Below are 14,615 nucleotides of genomic sequence, written 5' to 3' on the forward strand. Positions count from 1 at the left end.
GAGCCGTCAGCGGGTGGTGAGGAGGCCGCCCACCAGGGCTCGGAGCCCGTCCAGATAGGTGTCCTCTGCGGTCAGCGACGCCCAGTGGTCCGCGACCTGTGCCAGGCGGGGAAGCTCGTCGGGGTCGAGATCGGCGAAGACCCGCTCCCGGTACGTCGCGCGGTCGTTGTCCGCACGCCGCCGGGCCGCTGTCGCCCGGACCATGATCTCGCCGGCGGTGTAGTACCAGATCGCGCGGTAACCGCGCACGGCCTGCTCGGGGGTCAGCCCGCACTCGACCAGGCCATCGACGATCTGCTCGACGAACCACAGTGCGGACGTGGACATCAAGTCGTCGGCGGTCAGCACCTCCGCGATCCAGGAGCAGGCGGCGAGCGCCTCGTGGATCGCGGCGGCGGCGACAACGATCCGCTCGTGAGGATGGGCAGGCAGTTCGGGTCGGCGCAGGGTCCGCGTGGCGTAGTCGTCCAGTAGTAGGACGAGCAGTTCTTCCTTGTCGCGGACGTGGTGGTAGAGCGCCATCGGCGTACTGCCGATCTCTGTGGCCAGTCGCCGCATGGTCAGCCGGTTCACGCCTTCCTCGGCCACGATCCGGCTGGCCGTCTCGACGACCTCCTCAAGGGAGATGCGGGGAGGTCGGCCGAGGGTTTTGCGCGGTGCGGACGGTTGCGGCATGCCTCCCATCATCCCCCAGGTGTCGACAGCGGCGATCCCTTCGCGCTACTTTCCTTACATGTATAAAAACTCACGGGGGCGCCCCGGCGCAGTGCTGGCGGCAGCAGCCGTCGCCCAGTTCGTCCTCGCCCTGGACATGTCGGTGGTCAACATCGCACTGCCCGCGATCCGCACCGCGCTGGGATTCACGCCGCTCGACCTGTCGTGGGTCGTGCACCTCTACGCGCTCACGTTCGGCGGGTTACTGCTGCTGGGTGGCCGCGCTTGCGACCTGTACGGCCAGCGTCGACTGTTCGTACTGGGCTTGGCCGTTTTCGGGCTGTGCTCGCTGGCGGGCGGACTGGCCCAGGCACCCTGGCAACTGATCGCCGCCCGCGCCGGGCAAGGCCTGGGCGCCGCAGCCGCCGCGCCGGCCGCGCTGGCGATGCTCACCACCACCTTCACCGAGGGCCCCCGGCGCGTCCGCGCGCTCGGGGTGTGGAGCGCGGTGAACGCCGCAGGCGGCGCCCTGGGCGTGCTGGCGGGCGGACTGCTGACCGAATACGCGGGCTGGCGCTGGGTCATGCTGATCAACCTGCCCATCGTGGCGGCGGCTCTCGCGCTGGTTCCCGCAGGCGTGCCCGCCGGAGCACAGCCCGCCCGGCGCGAGAGGCTGGACGTGCTGGGTGCCGTCCTGGCGACCGGCGGAGTCGGACTGCTGGTGTTCGGCGTCGTCCGCACCGACACCCTCGGCTGGGGCTCCCCGGCCACGCTGGCGACCCTCACCGCCGCGGCCGCGCTGCTGGCCGCCTTCACCTTCGCCGAATCACGGGCCTCCGCACCACTGCTCCGCCTCGACCTGCTACGCAACCGCTGGGTCGCCGGCGCGAACGTGCTGGTGTTCCTGGCCGCAGCCGGACAGTTCACAGCGTTCGACTTCGTATCCCTGTACATGCAGCAGGTCCTGGGTATGGGTGCCGCAGCAACCGGCGCCGCGTTCCTGCCCTTCTCCGCAGGCCTGGTCGCGGGCACCGTCGCCGCGACCCGCATCACCTCCACCCGCACACCTCGCGCGTCGCTGGTGCCCGGCGCCCTGCTGGCCGCCGCGGGCCTGGCCTGGTTCGCGCTCATCAGCCCCGACGGCAGTTTCCTCGCCGACGTACTCGGCCCGTCCCTCGTCACCAGCATCGGTACCGGACTGGTGCTGGCCCCGGTCGCCGCCGCCGCGACCACCGGCGTCGCTCCGCGTGAGGCCGGCATGGCCTCCGGCCTCTTCAACAGCTCCCGCCAACTCGGCGGCTGCATCGGCCTGGCCGCCCTGGCCACCATCGCCGCACACCACATCGGCACGGCCACCGACCCTGCCGCTCTCAACGACGGCTACGCCCTGGGCCTGGCCATCGCCGCCGCACTCTTCGTCCTCGCGGCGGTCGTGGCCATCGGCGTGCTACCCCGCCGCCGGGCCGAAACACCCGACCCGCGACCCGCCGCCCCCGCAGCCAACCGACTGGAAGGAATACCGTCATGACGACGATCCCTATCGACCTGTTTGCCTCGGCACTGCACTTCCACCCCGACGGCGACGTCCGAGCCGTCGAACGGCAGATGACGAGCAGCGACTCCGGCGCCTGGCAGATCGCCACGTTCCACGTGGAGACCGACGCCGACGTTCACGCCGACCACTGGGAGATGCACCCGCAGGCCGAGGAAGCGGTGTGCTGCCTGACCGGCGGGGTACGCGTCTACTTTCGCCCCACAGAGGCCGACGGCGCCGAGGAGATGGTGCGACTTTCGGCGGGCACCGCGGTGATCGTCGCCCGTGGCCGCTGGCACCGCCTGGAACTGGACGCCCCCAGCGACCTGATGTCGATCACCCTTCGCCACGGCACCCGCCTCGAAAAGCGCACCGACACCCACTGACCGAACGTGGCCCGGCAGACCCGCTGCCGGGCCACCACAAGCCTCGCCAGTCAGCTACTTTGCCCCTGGAGTCGTGCTGGGAGCCCGGAACCCAATGAGCTGTTTCCATCTTGAAGTTGCAGGCCACCGGGCCCCTGCCTGTTCGTCATCGCCCATCCCCGCCGGCCTGGGCCAACTCGCCGATGCCGCACCCACCACTGCGGACGAGACCGCCGGGCTGCTGGTCCGTCTGGCCTCGGTCCCCGATCCGCGCCGGGCCAGGGGCCGACGGCATCCCATCGCCTTCGTCCTGGCCCTGGCCGCCTGCGCGGTCCTGGCCGGGGCCCGCTCGCTGGCCGCGATCGCCGAGTGGGCGGCCGATGCCCCCGCCGAGGTCCTATCCCGGCTCGGCGCCCCATGCCGCGAGCCCGACCGCGGACCGACCGCCCCAGCCGAGGCCACCGTCCGCCGCGTCCTGCAGCGCATCGACGGCAATGCCCTGGACACGGCCGTCGGCGCCTGGCTGGCCGATCGTGGCCGAGACGACCACCCCGTCCGCGACGCCGATCAGCCCCGCCCCTCGCTCGCGGTGGACGGCAAGACCGTGCGGGGCGCCTACCGGCCCGACGGCACACAGGTTCACCTGCTCGCGGCGATGACCGGCACCAGCCAGGTCATCGCCCAACGCGAAGTCGACGGCAAGACCAACGAGATCACCATCTTCCAGCCCCTGCTCGCTCCACTCGACCTGCGCAAGACCATCGTCACCTTCGACGCTCTGCACTCGCAAACCGGCCACGCCCACTTCCTGGCCGAGGACAAAGGCGCCCACTACATCGCGCTGATCAAGGCCAACCACCCCACCCTGCACCACTACTTGAAGGAGCTGCCCTGGCGGGACGTGCCGCTGCAGGGCAGGACACGGGCCACCGCACACGGCCGCGACGAGATCCGACGCATCAAGACCTGCACCGTCACCGCGGGCCTCGACTTCCCGCATGCGGTTCAGGCCGTCCAGATCGTGCGCCGCCGCCGGATCATCACCACCGGCAAGGTCACCCTCGAACGCGTCTACGGCGTCACCAGCCTCACGCCCGCGCAGGCCGGTCCGGTGGAGATCGCGCAGCGCGTGCGTGATCATTGGGGCATCGAGAACAAGATCCATCATGTGCGTGACACTGCGTACGCCGAGGACGCCTCCCGCGTCCGCACCGGCACCGCGCCCCGTGCCATGGCCACCCTGCGCAACCTCGCCATCGGTGCGCTGCGACTGACCGGCCACGACAACATCGCCGCAGGCCTCCGCCACCACGCCCGGGACGCCAGCCGCCCGCTCGCCACCCTGGGCATCACGTGATCAAACCGGACACATCTCCAGAACGACGCCGCCCTGAGGTTACGCCACCGCCCGCCGCCACTTTGGTGCCAATCCGCCTGCCTGCCTTCGGACGAGCCCGTGTCGCACATTCGGTCCAAACGTGCGTGCCCGCAAGCGGTCAGCGGCGGACCCGACGGAGGCTGGGGCGCCAGGCGGGGGATCGCCAACTGAGACGGAGAAGCCGTGACCGAGCCGGACTACTACCAGTTCCACTCCTCCCATGGGCACCACGCCCCGCTCCATGTCGTCTGGATGCCGGTCGGAGCAGGCGGCCTGAGCTCCTTCGAGTACGCCGACTCGACGAGGTCGCACACGTTCCGGGGTAAGGACGTGAGCGTGGTCGAAAGCCCGCTCGGCCGTGTGGTGAGCGTGACGATCGAGACAACGATCGACCGCGGATCGACATCGTTCTCCGTGCTGGTGCCGTCGGTCAACCTGAATGGGCACAGCGCGACGGTGAGCACGGTCGGCATCACCACCGTGCACCGGATCGGGATCGGGCCCATGACCGGGCAACTCGACGTGTACTCCGAGACCCCGCTCATCGGCACAGCCGAGAGCCGCATCATCCCCCTCGAAGACCGGGCCGGCGCCGGCGCCGCTCCCGCGTGACCGTGCCTACCAGAACACCGCCGCCCCGCCGCCTTTGGATGGCGGCGGGGCCGGGCGTTCGAGAACGGAGGCTGGGAACTGCGCGAGGCTCTCCGGGCCGAGCACCGAGTCTGCCGGATGGAGCCTCGGTAGGTCTTATTAGGGAAGGACATGCCGGGGTGGTACCTGTACACGACGCTGATGCGGTCGCCGAGTCGGCGGCCGGGTCGGCGCGGGCGGTGTAGTCGTCGACCTCGGGGTCGGTGCCGCCGGGCACCAGGGTGCCGAGCCGCGGGAACACTGCCAGACGAGCTTATCGACCGCGTCCAGCTCGCCGGGGCGCAGCGCGGCGAGGGCCTGCTCGACGGCGTCGGAGAGGAAGACGTGCAGCGGGGCCGGTGGCTGTTCGGGCTGGTCGGTCACCGGTCGCCGCCGGCGGCGCGGAGCCGGGCGAACGCGTCGGTGGCCGGGGTCCACTGCTGGCCGCCGATCGGCGCGGCGAGGGAGGCCATGGCCTCGGGGCTGGTGCGGAGGACCAGGCGGTGGCGGTAGGTGGCGATCACCTCGGAGACGGCGGTGGGGTCCCCGATCGGGGAGGTGTCGAGGGCGGCGGCCAGGACCTGCTCGAACAGGTTGCGGTCGCCGGGCAGGCCAGAGCGGGACAGGGCGGTGCGCAGCTCGTGCAGGGTGGCCGGCCCGGGGGCGGCAGTGTCCTGGTGGTCGGGCTGGGTGGTCACCTGATCCTCCGCGGTGGTGGAGGCTTCCGTGGCGGCGGGCCGCAGGATTGACGGTGGCGGTCTGCGGGTGGGTGGTGGAGCGGTCCTGGTCACGCGGCACCTCAACGTGCGGGCCTACCGGTCTCAACCGCAGGTTCGGCACGCCGCCCGGTCTGGGTCACGTGAATTCGAACGGCCCGTCGGGCAGCTGGGCGGTGTTGGTGCACCCCAGGGCCTTGCCGGCGGCCTGGCGGGCGAGTGCCACCGACAGTTCTGCCATCATCTGCCGCCCCGGAGCCGGGACGGCGTTTTTGTCAGGAGCCCTGAGGCTGAGGGCTGCCGTGTAGTACGTGGAGGTAGTCGGCGGGCGTGGGCTTGCCGTTCGGGTTGACCGTGCCGTCGGTGTTGTACGCGGTGGGCTGGTCGTGGAAGAACGTGGTGGCCGCGTCCGGGCTGTGGGCAAGGGCCTCCAGGATCCCGGTGAGCGGCTGGTAGCCCGCTGCCCCGTCCTGGCCGATGATGTCGAACTCGGTCGCCCGATCAGACATGTCCCGCTCCACCCCCTACGACTGGTTCCACACCAGCTCTCCCCTGACCAGTAACCGATCGATCGCACCCATCAGATCGCTGGCCACACGCATTGGCGAACACATCGAAACCGCCACCGGCCGGCGACATGGGCTACGGGCAACGGTGGCAGGTCGACGTCCGCGCTCCAGTGGGCGGCACGGATCTCGTCGGCGGTCAGCGGCCGGGAAGGCCGCACCGGCACGACCAGGTCGACGAAGTCACGGGCCGCGGCCTCGTGAGGGCTCAGGTCGGGCGGGTCGGCGGCCACGAACTCCCGGACAGGACACGCTCGCGGAGTACTGCTGCGCCAGGGCCGTGGCCGGGCTGGTGCCCAAGACACCGCACCAACTGGTCAGGCCGGTGATAGAGGTCTGCGGCTTCTACGACATGGTCCCGTGGCGCCTGACCTCGCGAGACCTGGACCGCTACTTCGCCGGCCGGAGCGCCCGCGCACGCTGCGCCGAGTGGGTTGTGTGTGGGGCGCGCCGACGAGAGAACGAGCGAGCAACGGAAACGCAAATAGATTCGCAGGCGTCTTATTTTGTGTACGGGAGGCCGGCTTTGGTGATGGAGTTCCACGAACGTCGTCGCGCCACGGCCTGGATTGGGGCGCCCGCCGAATCTGCCATGCAGACCGACCATCTGCAGGCGCGGGACGCCGAGCTCGACGACGGATGCGGCGTCGGCCCCACGACGCTGGAGGCCGGGCATCTCTACCGCAGGGTCAGTGGCATCGACCATCAGGCTCGTCCTATGACTCCTGAAGAGCTGGCCACTCTGAGCGATCCGATGGCGGCGCTGTTCTTCCGCCGGGGCCTCTTCCCCATGACCGTCCATGACCTGCTCGCTGACCTGCCGCAGCCGCCCGGCGGCCTGCCGAACGCGGTGTACCTCATCGGCGAGGCCGGGCAAATCCCGCCGAAAGCCTCGCCCGCTCCGTACCGCGACTTCCGGTTCGCCATCACCCGCACCGCACTGCAGAACAGGGACGTGGATCTGCTGATCAGCACCGGCGCGGGCGACGACCCCACCAGCACGTTCCTGCAGGTCGCTGCCTGGGACCCGGCCGCCGGGGTATTCAACTACTACTCGCGGATCAGCCCGAGCTGGGTATGGTCCGGGAACTCGTGGTCGGCACTAGCCCAGGACTCACGCGGCAGAGGCTGCTTCGACAGCCACATCAACGGCAGCGTCGTGATGAAGGAACTGAACATGCCGTGGAGCAACTGGCAATCCCAAGCCGCGACGATCCAGCTCGCTGCCGATGACCCGCTTCGCACCGACGCACTGTTCGCTCAGATCGTAGGCGCGGAGAACCTGGAGATTACGGTCCGCGCGCTGGTCAGCCGCTGGACGGCGGCGCGCCTCGCGGCAGTCACCAAGACCGGCACGGTGGAACAGCCGGACCATCTCATGCGGCAGCTGTTCACGACCACGTCGGTCAACCTGGCGAGCAGCGCGGTCCAGAGCGCAAGCATCACCGCGGCGACCAACGACTTCCCGCTGCCCATGGGCTTCTGGCTGAACCGCGACGCCCTGCTCAACGACCTGGAACTGCCGGTCACAGCGTCTGTGCCGCAGGTTCCCGCAGCCGAGTACGTGGCGAGCCTGACCGAGTTCGGCTTCCGTCTCCAGGAGCAGGCCAGCGGCTTCTCCCAGCCCGGTGACACGTTCTTCGCGTTCATGGTGCCGGAGGCCGCCTTCGAGGACAACGACGTCATTCGTCAGATGGTGCAGAGCAAGCTCATCACAGCGAAGTTCGCCGCCTGCGCCCTCATGGTCGACTTCACCAACCCGGTATTCAGCGCCGATCGGACCCGACTGATGTCCTACGTGCCGACGGGCGCCACCGCGGCCGACGGGCTTGCCACGCAGGTCGCCCAGGCGATCACGGCGGCCGCCGCCAAGCTCCCGGCCACCAGTGCCGAGGCACGGTTCGCCGCCGACTGGGCCCTGGCCGATACCGACTGGCCGAAGATCTTCGGCGAGCGCATCGACGCCTATCTGGGCCGGGTGGCCACCCGCATCGGCACGCCGGCGGGCTTCCGGGACTACGTGCGGCTGGCTGAGTCCCGCCGCCGGGACTTCAAGGCGATGCGACTCAACGAGTTCGAGCTCACACTCCCGGCCACCAACATCCCCCTCGACGCACCCCGTCTGAAGATGCTTCAGGACGCCACCGTCGTTCCCGCTACCTGATTCCGGCCCACGCATCACAGCACATCCGGCAGACCGGACCAGCGCAAAGGATCGCCCATGAGCAAGCTGACCTCCTACAACCCTCCCGCGAATCTCACCGACCTCGACGCCACTGGGATGAAAGCCTGGGACGCCTTCATCAGCGACCAGGTGGACCAGGCCGTGAAGGGCCCGGACCCCAGCCAGGTCCTTCACGACCGCCCGCGCGGCCAGTTCTACAACCTCACCAAAAACGACACCGCCGCAGACGCCACCGAGGCCACCGTCACCTGGACGGCCTTTCCCCGCATCATCAAAGTCAACTCGATCTCGGACCTCCAGCGGTGGCAGCGCGCGGACGCCAGCCGCGACGTCCAGGACGAGTACTGCGAGTGGAGCGTCACCCGCGACACCAACGGAAAGATCACCAAAGTCACTTTCACCTGCGAGGGTCCCGAGTACTGGTCGCTCCTGGCGCAAACCAGTCCGGACACTGTCCTGAAGCTGTACCAGACATTCGTCAGCCCCGACGTCCAACGCAGCGACCTGTTCGGGCTGGACGGCAGCTACCAGCCCCGCAACCGGTGGAACGACTCGACCTCACATGGCGCGATGCACCTCATCCAGCGCAACAACACACTCGGCGCGGAGATCGAACTCGCGGCCGCGGCCACCATCGTCAGGGTGATCAACGGTGAGGAGCTCGTCACCGAACAGCAACTGATCCAGTGCAGCAAGTACGGCCAGCCGGAGCGCAACAGCGACCCGCACATCGGCGGCGCCGTGAACGAACTCGCCCGCCAGAAGGCCGACATCTCGCTGACCGACCCGGTCGGCCTGTACTTCAACGACCTCGCCACCGACGGCTGGGCCACCCCCGACGGCTCGGATCCCAAGAGCTACTGGACATACGTGCGCGGCGATGCCCGCCACCCGGTGCGCGCCGTCTACGAAGTCCCGCAGAGCCGGGGCTTCACCGTCGGCGACATCACCGTCGGCGGCAAACCCATTCAGTTCGGCGCCCAGATCGCCGACTTCATCACCATCAAGCTCACCGCCGTCGCCTGTCGCCTCGGCCAGAGCACCACACCGCCGCAGACCGCGTGCGTCGAGTTCCCGCAGGCCGCCGCCCCCGCACATCTTGCGGCCGCCGCTGCGCCAGCTGGATATCTCGCCACGACGCCCACCTCCGCAACCCGCCGCTGATCACGGCGTGCTTGGGATGGGACAGGGGTTGGTGGCGTCTGCGGACACCACCAACCCCTGTCCCATGGCCTGGTCTGGTCTCGCGGCCATCGGGGCCACGACGGCCGATCAGCAGCCGGGGCCGCGCCCGGAGGACGACAACGACGATCGGCATCAACCCGCGGCCCGGGCGGCAGGCGTGTCGTGGTGTCCGGGGTCGAAGGCGCCGGTGAGCGGCCGGGCGGCGCAGTGGTGGTCGGTGTTTGCCTGTGCGGCTGCCCCGGAGTTCTGTGGTGGTCAGCCGGTGGCGGCCTGGTAGAGGCCGCGGCTGACACGCTCGGCGCGCCCGGCCTTGGTGAGGCGTTCGAGTGACGTGCGGACGACGTTGATGGCGGAGGCGCTGTCGTCGCGACCCAGTGCCTGGGCGATGTCACCGGCGCGCACCGGGCTGGCGGCCGTGGCCAGGTAGTCGACGATGGCGTTCGTCAGGCCGCCCGTGCGCGGGGCCGCGGCGGCGAGGGTGGACTTCGCCGGGCTGGTCTTGCGTGCCTTGGCCGGTTTTTCGGTCGGGGCTGCAGCGGCCTGCTTGGCTCCCCTCTTGCGTGCGGGTGCGGAGGCGCTCTTACGGGCCCGGCCTTTCGCGGTCGTGCGGGTTTGCGACGTCTCCTCCACGGGAGTGGCGGCCTCCAGGGCGCCACCGGCCGTAGCCATGGCCGGCGCCTCCTGGAGGAGTGGCGCCGCCGCGAGCGACCGCAGACTGTCCAACGCGGCGCGCACTGCCTCCAGTCGGCTGGTGACAGCCGCCAACTCGGTTTCCAGGCGCGCCTGTTGTTCCTGAAGCACGGGGAGTTCGCGCTCCAGGAGGGCGATCGTGGATCCGACACCGTCGTGGGTGGTGAAGGTGGTGACTGTCATGGGGGCCTCGCCTTGTTGCTGTGCTGACCGCACGGTGCGTGCGGCGTGATTCCTGCCCTCGACCTACCCGGTGCATGGGCTGCCAACACGAGGCCAACAGCCCACCTGGCTGCTGTTCGTGAACGCGCTACGCTGCCCGCCAGGTCGGTCGAGGGCCGAGCAGCGGCCCTCGACCGACCCGGTTGGCGTGGAAGAGCCGTGCGAGCGCGGAGGGGAGACGGTGGCCGTGTTCGGTGTCCTCGACGGCTTCGGTGGCGCCGGGGGTGTAGGCGGCGACGCGGACGAAACGTGCGTTGGCGCAGGAGATGTAGACCTCGCCGGCCCGGACGGCGGCGGCGGTCACTGCGGGTCGACCTCGACGTAGGCGACGAGAACGATCGTGCCGAGGACCGTGGAGACGTAGGCGATGCGCACGCCGTCCTTGGCGTACTCACGCACTGGGCTGTCGGGGCGCATCTGGACGCCAGCGGACTTCGGGTTCATCGCGATGGTGGTCAGGTGCGGGTCGAGGCGGGCGAGGGCGGTGTCGTCCATCTCAGCGAGTTGCCGCTCGGCGACTTCGTGGAAGGTGATGAGAGCACGGCGCGGCGGGCGGTCAGGCAACGCGCTGCTCTCCGGTGACCGGGGTGTCCTCGGCGAGGCCGCGTTCGGCCTTGATGTCGTCCCAGGTGCGGCAGCCGTTCAGGTCGACGCCGCGTTCGGCCAGGTCGAGCAGGACGTAGGCCAGGGTCGGGTCCTCCAGCGCCGCGTCGCGGGCGGTGGCGCGCAGCTCTTCGGCCTCGTCGGGGTCGAACACCATCCGCATCGCGTCCTCCTGGTACTGGTCTGCGGCTTCTCAGACTAGGGGGTCGGGGCCGCTTGCGGTGGAGGTGTCGGCGGTTGGGCGTTGGCCGATCGCGTTCCGCGGCCAACGGCTCAGGAGAGCATCCAGGCTGCGAAGACGAACAGCGCCCCGAGACCTGCGGTGGCGAAGGAGTACTGGATGGACGAAGCGGTGCTTGCGCCAGACGATCTGGCTGGTGTTGACGAGCTGGCGGCTGAGCACAGGTCGGTCAGGCTTACGGAGCGACCATGACGGACAGGAGGGGTTCTGCGACCAGACGTTGACTGAGGAGGCGGGCCGCGGCGCCGGTGTCGGTGGTCGGGCCGGCGGCGGGGGTCAGGTGGCGGGGCCGTCGAGGTAGGTGTAGGTGCTCCCGGTGCTGCCGCCGGGGGTGCTGACCGTGATGGTGATTCCTCCGGCGGCGTGGGGCGGGGCGGTGGCGGTGATCGTCTGGTCGGAGATGACGGCGAAGGCCGCGGGGGTGTTGTCGAAGGTGACTTCCTGGGTGGTGGCGAGGTTGGCGCCGGTGATGGTGACGTCGGTGCCTCCGCCGGTGGGTCCGGAGGCGGGGTTGACGGCAGTCAGGGAGGGCGCGTCAAGGTAGGTGAAGGTCAGGCCGTTGGCATTGCCGACAGGGGTGACGACGGTGACGGGCACCGGGCCGGAGGACGGAGCGCCGGGGATGTCGACGGTGACGGCGGTGTCGGTGACGGACTGGATGGGGGCCACTCGGGAGCCGAAGCGCACCGAGGTGGTTGCGGCCAGGTTGGCACCGGTGATGACCGTGGTGCCTCCGCCGGTGACGGGGCCCGTGGTGGTGGTGATCCCGGTCAGCAGCGGGGCGGGGAGGTAGTAGAAGGTGCCGAAGGTACCGGTGCCGCCGGGGGTGGTGACGGTCACGGGGACCGCGCCCTGTCCGGCCGGGGCGCGGACGGTGACCGAGGTCGCGGTGTCGGCCAGGATGGTGGCGGGGCTGTTGCCGAAGCGCACGGCGGTCGCGCCGGCCAGGTCGTGACCCCGGATGGTCACGATAGTCCCACCGGCGGTGGTGCCCTGGCTGGGCACGAGTGTCAGGGCGATCACGGTGACGGCGTTGTCGGCGTTGTCCGTCACGTAGAGACGGTTTCCGGCGGGGGTGACCGCGACGCAGACCGGGCCGTTGCCCACAGGGATGCTGCCGGTGACGGTGTTGGTGGCCGTGTCGATCACGCTGACGGCGTTGTCGGTGAAGTCGGCTGTGTAGGCGGCGGTCCCGTCCGGACTCACGGCCACGAAACGAGGAAGGGTGCCCACACCGATGGTGGCGATGACGGTGTTGGTGGCGGTGTCGACCACGCTGACGCTGTCGCCGCCCGCGTTGCAGACGTAGGCGCGGGTGCCGTCCGGGCTGAAAGCGATGATCACCGGCACGTCACCGGCGGTGAAGCTGCCGGTGACGGTGTTGGTGGCGGTGTCGACCACGCTGACGGTGCTGTCGCCGACGGTGCAGACGTAGGCGCGGGTGCCGTCGGGAGAAATGGCGACGCCGATCGGGGCGGGGCCCGTGTTCACGGTGGCGATGACGGTGTTCGTGGCCGTGTCGACCACGCTGAGGGTGTTGGCGTTCTGGCTGGTCACGTAGGCACGGGCGCCATTCGGAGTGACCGCCACCCCGACGGCTCCGGCGCCGACCGCGATGGTCGCGCTGACGGTGTTGGTCGCCGTGTCGATCACACCGAGCGCGCCGGCATCGGACAGGGTCAGGTAGGCGCGCGTGCCGTCCGGCGAAAAAGCCAGGAGGCTCGGGCCACCGGCAGCGGCGATGGTCGCGGTGACGGTGTTCGTCGCGGTGTCGATCACGCTGACGCTGTTCGACGCCCGGTTCGCGACGTAGGCACGTGCCCCGTCGGGCGTCAGCGTCACACCGAGCGGGGAGTTGCCGACGGGGATGGTTGCGTCACCTGGGGGCAGCACGGTGAAGAGTTGCCGGGGCCCGTCGGCAGACAGCAGCGGATCGAGTCGGGTAGAGACGCTCATGGCGCAGCCTTTCTGAGCATGTATCGGGGGGCGCGGCCCCTCCCCCTCTCTGGGCACAGACGCAGCCCCGGGGGGGCTGGGACCTCGGTTGATGCCGCTGGGTCTTCGCCTGCGGTGGTGCGGCTCACGGCTGCAGGTGGCTGATGTTCCCCGGATAGCCCGCGGCCAACAATCACGCAGCGCATCGACCGCCTCCAGCACGTCTTCTTCCGGCGAAGGATGGGCGGCCCACCGGTTCCATCACTCAAAGTGATGCACAATGTCAAACGGGCAACAAGAGCCAGTCGTGCGGATCACCCGAACAGCCCAGCGCACAACGTCAGCTTCCGCACAAACCCGGTCCGACAGTCGCTGCACCCGCTCATCACCGAACGACTCACCGCAGAAGGCCGCATACACCTCCTGGCCGGGTACTGCGAGTCGGCGCCCGGCGGCCGGACCGGCCGCACCATCAGCCAAACAGAAGGCACAGGGACCGAGATCACCTCATGGCCCCGTTTGCACGTACTGAACCCCGTGTACGGCGGGAGCGCGCAGGGCCTTCAACGACACGGCGTCCAGGGCGGGTTCTGCCTTGGCTGGCGCAGGCGCCGGGATGACGGCGTCGGGGTGGGGGTGCTCGCCGGTGTCCTCTTTCGCGTGTCGCGTGGCGGCGGTCGGCACCGCAACGGGGTCAGGGTCTGGGGCCGAGGCGGGAGCAGGCCTTGTCCAGCAGCGCGCGATCGGCACCGGTGTCGGGGTGGTGGTCCAGGGCCGCGTAGGCGTGAAGGAGCGCGGCGCGTGAGCCGCTCGTACCCGGCTCATCCCCGAGCGGGCGGGCGTTCGCCGCCTCCCTCGCCGCCACCGTGCTGCTCGTCCTCGCCACGTTCCCGCTCGCCGAACTCCTCGCCGCCCCGTGGCCGGCCAGCCACCTGCGCCTGCTGGTCGTAGCAGCAGCTGTGGCCGTCTCGCCGGGTACCTGGCGCTGCCTGCGCGGAGTGCACGCCCACCGCACCGTCGGGGAGAGCACCGACAACGGCGAGCGACTGCTCTCGGGAGCCTGACCGACCGCCAACTGGCCCTACGAACAAGGCCGGGCCGACGCACACTGTGCGCCGACCCGGCCTTCGTAGTAGCGGGGACAGGATTTGAACCTGCGACCTCTGGGTTATGAGCCCAGCGAGCTACCGAGCTGCTCCACCCCGCGTCGGTGAGATCACCCTAGGCGACAACCGCGCCAACACGAAATCGGTTTTCCCGGCGAGCCAGGCCCCGCACCCCGGCCCGCCCACCCGCGGCTGATCTTCGAGCCTTGCTGACGTGTCGTGAGTCGCTTGGTTTGACATCCTCCCCGCCCTAAAGGACGGGGATTCCTCCCGCGCCTGCGGCACGGACACCCGTGCGTGGCAGGTCGCCGAGGTGGGTTCCCCGTTCAACGGGCCGCGCCTGGCGCGGGATCGCCGCACCAGGTCTCACCGGCCCTCCAGGGGCGTTTAGCCTGTCCGCCTGCCCGGCGGCCAGGATGTTTCGAGCAGCGTTGAGGTCACGGTCATGGAGCACACCACACGCGCCACAGGCCCACTCGCGGACCGCGAGGGGCTTGGGGCCATCGCGGTGCCCGCACTCGGAGCAGAGCTGCGAGGACGGGAACGCACGATGCACGATGCCGATGGTGCGCCCGTACCGGGCAGCCTTCTCCTCCAGGAGACGC

The 14,615-nt window shown here is 70.0% G+C and carries 18 protein-coding genes and 1 tRNA gene; 7 read left to right on the plus strand and 12 right to left on the minus strand.

Annotated features, from left to right (window positions below; genetic code table 11):
* Positions 1 to 6 precede the first annotated feature (6 nt).
* Complete coding sequence (locus ACZ3UD_RS32645; protein WP_465595907.1) at positions 7 to 675, minus strand: TetR/AcrR family transcriptional regulator; 669 nt, start codon at positions 673 to 675, stop codon at positions 7 to 9.
* A gap of 58 nt (positions 676 to 733) precedes the next feature.
* Between ACZ3UD_RS32645 and ACZ3UD_RS32650 the strand changes: the two genes are divergently transcribed.
* The 4 genes from ACZ3UD_RS32650 (at position 734) to ACZ3UD_RS32665 (ending at position 4,543) form a co-directional block, all read left to right on the plus strand.
* Positions 734 to 2,182 carry an MFS transporter gene (locus ACZ3UD_RS32650; protein WP_465595910.1) on the plus strand — a complete coding sequence of 483 codons (1,449 nt, stop codon included), beginning with the start codon at positions 734 to 736 and terminating at the stop codon, positions 2,180 to 2,182.
* On the plus strand, positions 2,179 to 2,574 hold the full coding sequence (locus ACZ3UD_RS32655) for a cupin (protein WP_465595913.1): 396 nt from the start codon (positions 2,179 to 2,181) through the stop codon (positions 2,572 to 2,574). The genes ACZ3UD_RS32650 and ACZ3UD_RS32655 overlap by 4 nt, the downstream gene beginning before the upstream one ends.
* Before the next feature lie 94 nt (positions 2,575 to 2,668).
* Positions 2,669 to 3,910 carry an ISAs1 family transposase gene (locus tag ACZ3UD_RS32660; RefSeq protein WP_465595916.1) on the plus strand — a complete coding sequence of 414 codons (1,242 nt, stop codon included), beginning with the start codon at positions 2,669 to 2,671 and terminating at the stop codon, positions 3,908 to 3,910.
* Between the two features lie 204 nt (positions 3,911 to 4,114).
* Positions 4,115 to 4,543 carry a hypothetical protein gene (locus ACZ3UD_RS32665; RefSeq protein WP_465595919.1) on the plus strand — a complete coding sequence of 143 codons (429 nt, stop codon included), beginning with the start codon at positions 4,115 to 4,117 and terminating at the stop codon, positions 4,541 to 4,543.
* 398 nt (positions 4,544 to 4,941) lie between these two features.
* Here the strand turns inward: ACZ3UD_RS32665 and ACZ3UD_RS32670 are convergent, their stop codons facing one another.
* The 3 genes from ACZ3UD_RS32670 to ACZ3UD_RS32680 all read right to left on the minus strand — a co-directional run bounded on the left by ACZ3UD_RS32670 (position 4,942) and on the right by ACZ3UD_RS32680 (position 6,076).
* Complete coding sequence (locus ACZ3UD_RS32670; RefSeq protein WP_465595921.1) at positions 4,942 to 5,259, minus strand: hypothetical protein; 318 nt, start codon at positions 5,257 to 5,259, stop codon at positions 4,942 to 4,944.
* A 293-nt stretch (positions 5,260 to 5,552) separates the two neighbouring features.
* On the minus strand, positions 5,553 to 5,786 hold the full coding sequence (locus ACZ3UD_RS32675; RefSeq protein ID WP_465595924.1) for a hypothetical protein: 234 nt from the start codon (positions 5,784 to 5,786) through the stop codon (positions 5,553 to 5,555).
* Between the two features lie 71 nt (positions 5,787 to 5,857).
* Entirely contained in the window at positions 5,858 to 6,076 is a 219-nt protein-coding gene (locus tag ACZ3UD_RS32680) for a hypothetical protein (protein WP_465595927.1), read from the minus strand.
* A gap of 299 nt (positions 6,077 to 6,375) precedes the next feature.
* Between ACZ3UD_RS32680 and ACZ3UD_RS32685 the strand changes: the two genes are divergently transcribed.
* Both ACZ3UD_RS32685 and ACZ3UD_RS32690 read left to right on the plus strand, forming a co-directional pair.
* Complete coding sequence (locus ACZ3UD_RS32685) at positions 6,376 to 8,007, plus strand: hypothetical protein (protein ID WP_465595930.1); 1,632 nt, start codon at positions 6,376 to 6,378, stop codon at positions 8,005 to 8,007.
* 57 nt (positions 8,008 to 8,064) lie between these two features.
* Positions 8,065 to 9,192, plus strand: coding sequence for a hypothetical protein (locus ACZ3UD_RS32690; RefSeq protein WP_465595933.1), 1,128 nt, complete (start codon positions 8,065 to 8,067; stop codon positions 9,190 to 9,192).
* A 276-nt stretch (positions 9,193 to 9,468) separates the two neighbouring features.
* Here ACZ3UD_RS32690 and ACZ3UD_RS32695 read toward each other — a convergent pair whose 3' ends face one another.
* The 6 genes from ACZ3UD_RS32695 to ACZ3UD_RS32720 all read right to left on the minus strand — a co-directional run bounded on the left by ACZ3UD_RS32695 (position 9,469) and on the right by ACZ3UD_RS32720 (position 13,769).
* Positions 9,469 to 10,086 (minus strand): type IV toxin-antitoxin system AbiEi family antitoxin domain-containing protein, encoded by a 618-nt coding sequence (locus ACZ3UD_RS32695; RefSeq protein WP_465595935.1) that lies wholly within the window; start codon positions 10,084 to 10,086, stop codon positions 9,469 to 9,471.
* A gap of 127 nt (positions 10,087 to 10,213) precedes the next feature.
* Positions 10,214 to 10,429, minus strand: coding sequence for a hypothetical protein (locus tag ACZ3UD_RS32700; RefSeq protein ID WP_465595938.1), 216 nt, complete (start codon positions 10,427 to 10,429; stop codon positions 10,214 to 10,216).
* Positions 10,426 to 10,689, minus strand: a complete 264-nt coding sequence (locus ACZ3UD_RS32705) for a hypothetical protein (RefSeq protein ID WP_465595940.1) — start codon at positions 10,687 to 10,689, stop codon at positions 10,426 to 10,428. Before ACZ3UD_RS32705 ends, ACZ3UD_RS32700 begins: the two co-directional genes overlap by 4 nt.
* The gene (locus tag ACZ3UD_RS32710) at positions 10,682 to 10,891 is read right to left on the minus strand and encodes a hypothetical protein (RefSeq protein ID WP_465595943.1); all 210 of its coding nucleotides are present in this window, start codon (positions 10,889 to 10,891) and stop codon (positions 10,682 to 10,684) included. The genes ACZ3UD_RS32705 and ACZ3UD_RS32710 overlap by 8 nt, the downstream gene beginning before the upstream one ends.
* Positions 10,892 to 11,245: 354 nt before the next feature.
* Entirely contained in the window at positions 11,246 to 12,925 is a 1,680-nt protein-coding gene (locus tag ACZ3UD_RS32715; RefSeq protein ID WP_465595945.1) for an IPT/TIG domain-containing protein, read from the minus strand.
* Positions 12,926 to 13,598: 673 nt separating this feature from the next.
* Positions 13,599 to 13,769 (minus strand): hypothetical protein, encoded by a 171-nt coding sequence (locus ACZ3UD_RS32720; RefSeq protein ID WP_465595948.1) that lies wholly within the window; start codon positions 13,767 to 13,769, stop codon positions 13,599 to 13,601.
* A 1-nt stretch (position 13,770) separates the two neighbouring features.
* On the opposite strand from ACZ3UD_RS32720, the gene ACZ3UD_RS32725 reads away from it, so the two are divergent.
* Entirely contained in the window at positions 13,771 to 13,968 is a 198-nt protein-coding gene (locus ACZ3UD_RS32725) for a hypothetical protein (protein WP_465595951.1), read from the plus strand.
* Between the two features lie 69 nt (positions 13,969 to 14,037).
* Here ACZ3UD_RS32725 and ACZ3UD_RS32730 read toward each other — a convergent pair.
* A tRNA-Met gene (locus ACZ3UD_RS32730) sits at positions 14,038 to 14,111 on the minus strand.
* A 149-nt stretch (positions 14,112 to 14,260) separates the two neighbouring features.
* Positions 14,261 to 14,608: a zinc ribbon domain-containing protein gene (locus tag ACZ3UD_RS32735; RefSeq protein ID WP_465595963.1), complete on the minus strand. Its 348-nt coding sequence runs from the start codon at positions 14,606 to 14,608 to the stop codon at positions 14,261 to 14,263.
* Between the last annotated feature and the right edge of the window lie 7 nt (positions 14,609 to 14,615).

Source organism: Kitasatospora sp. NPDC023118 (assembly GCF_055560875.1).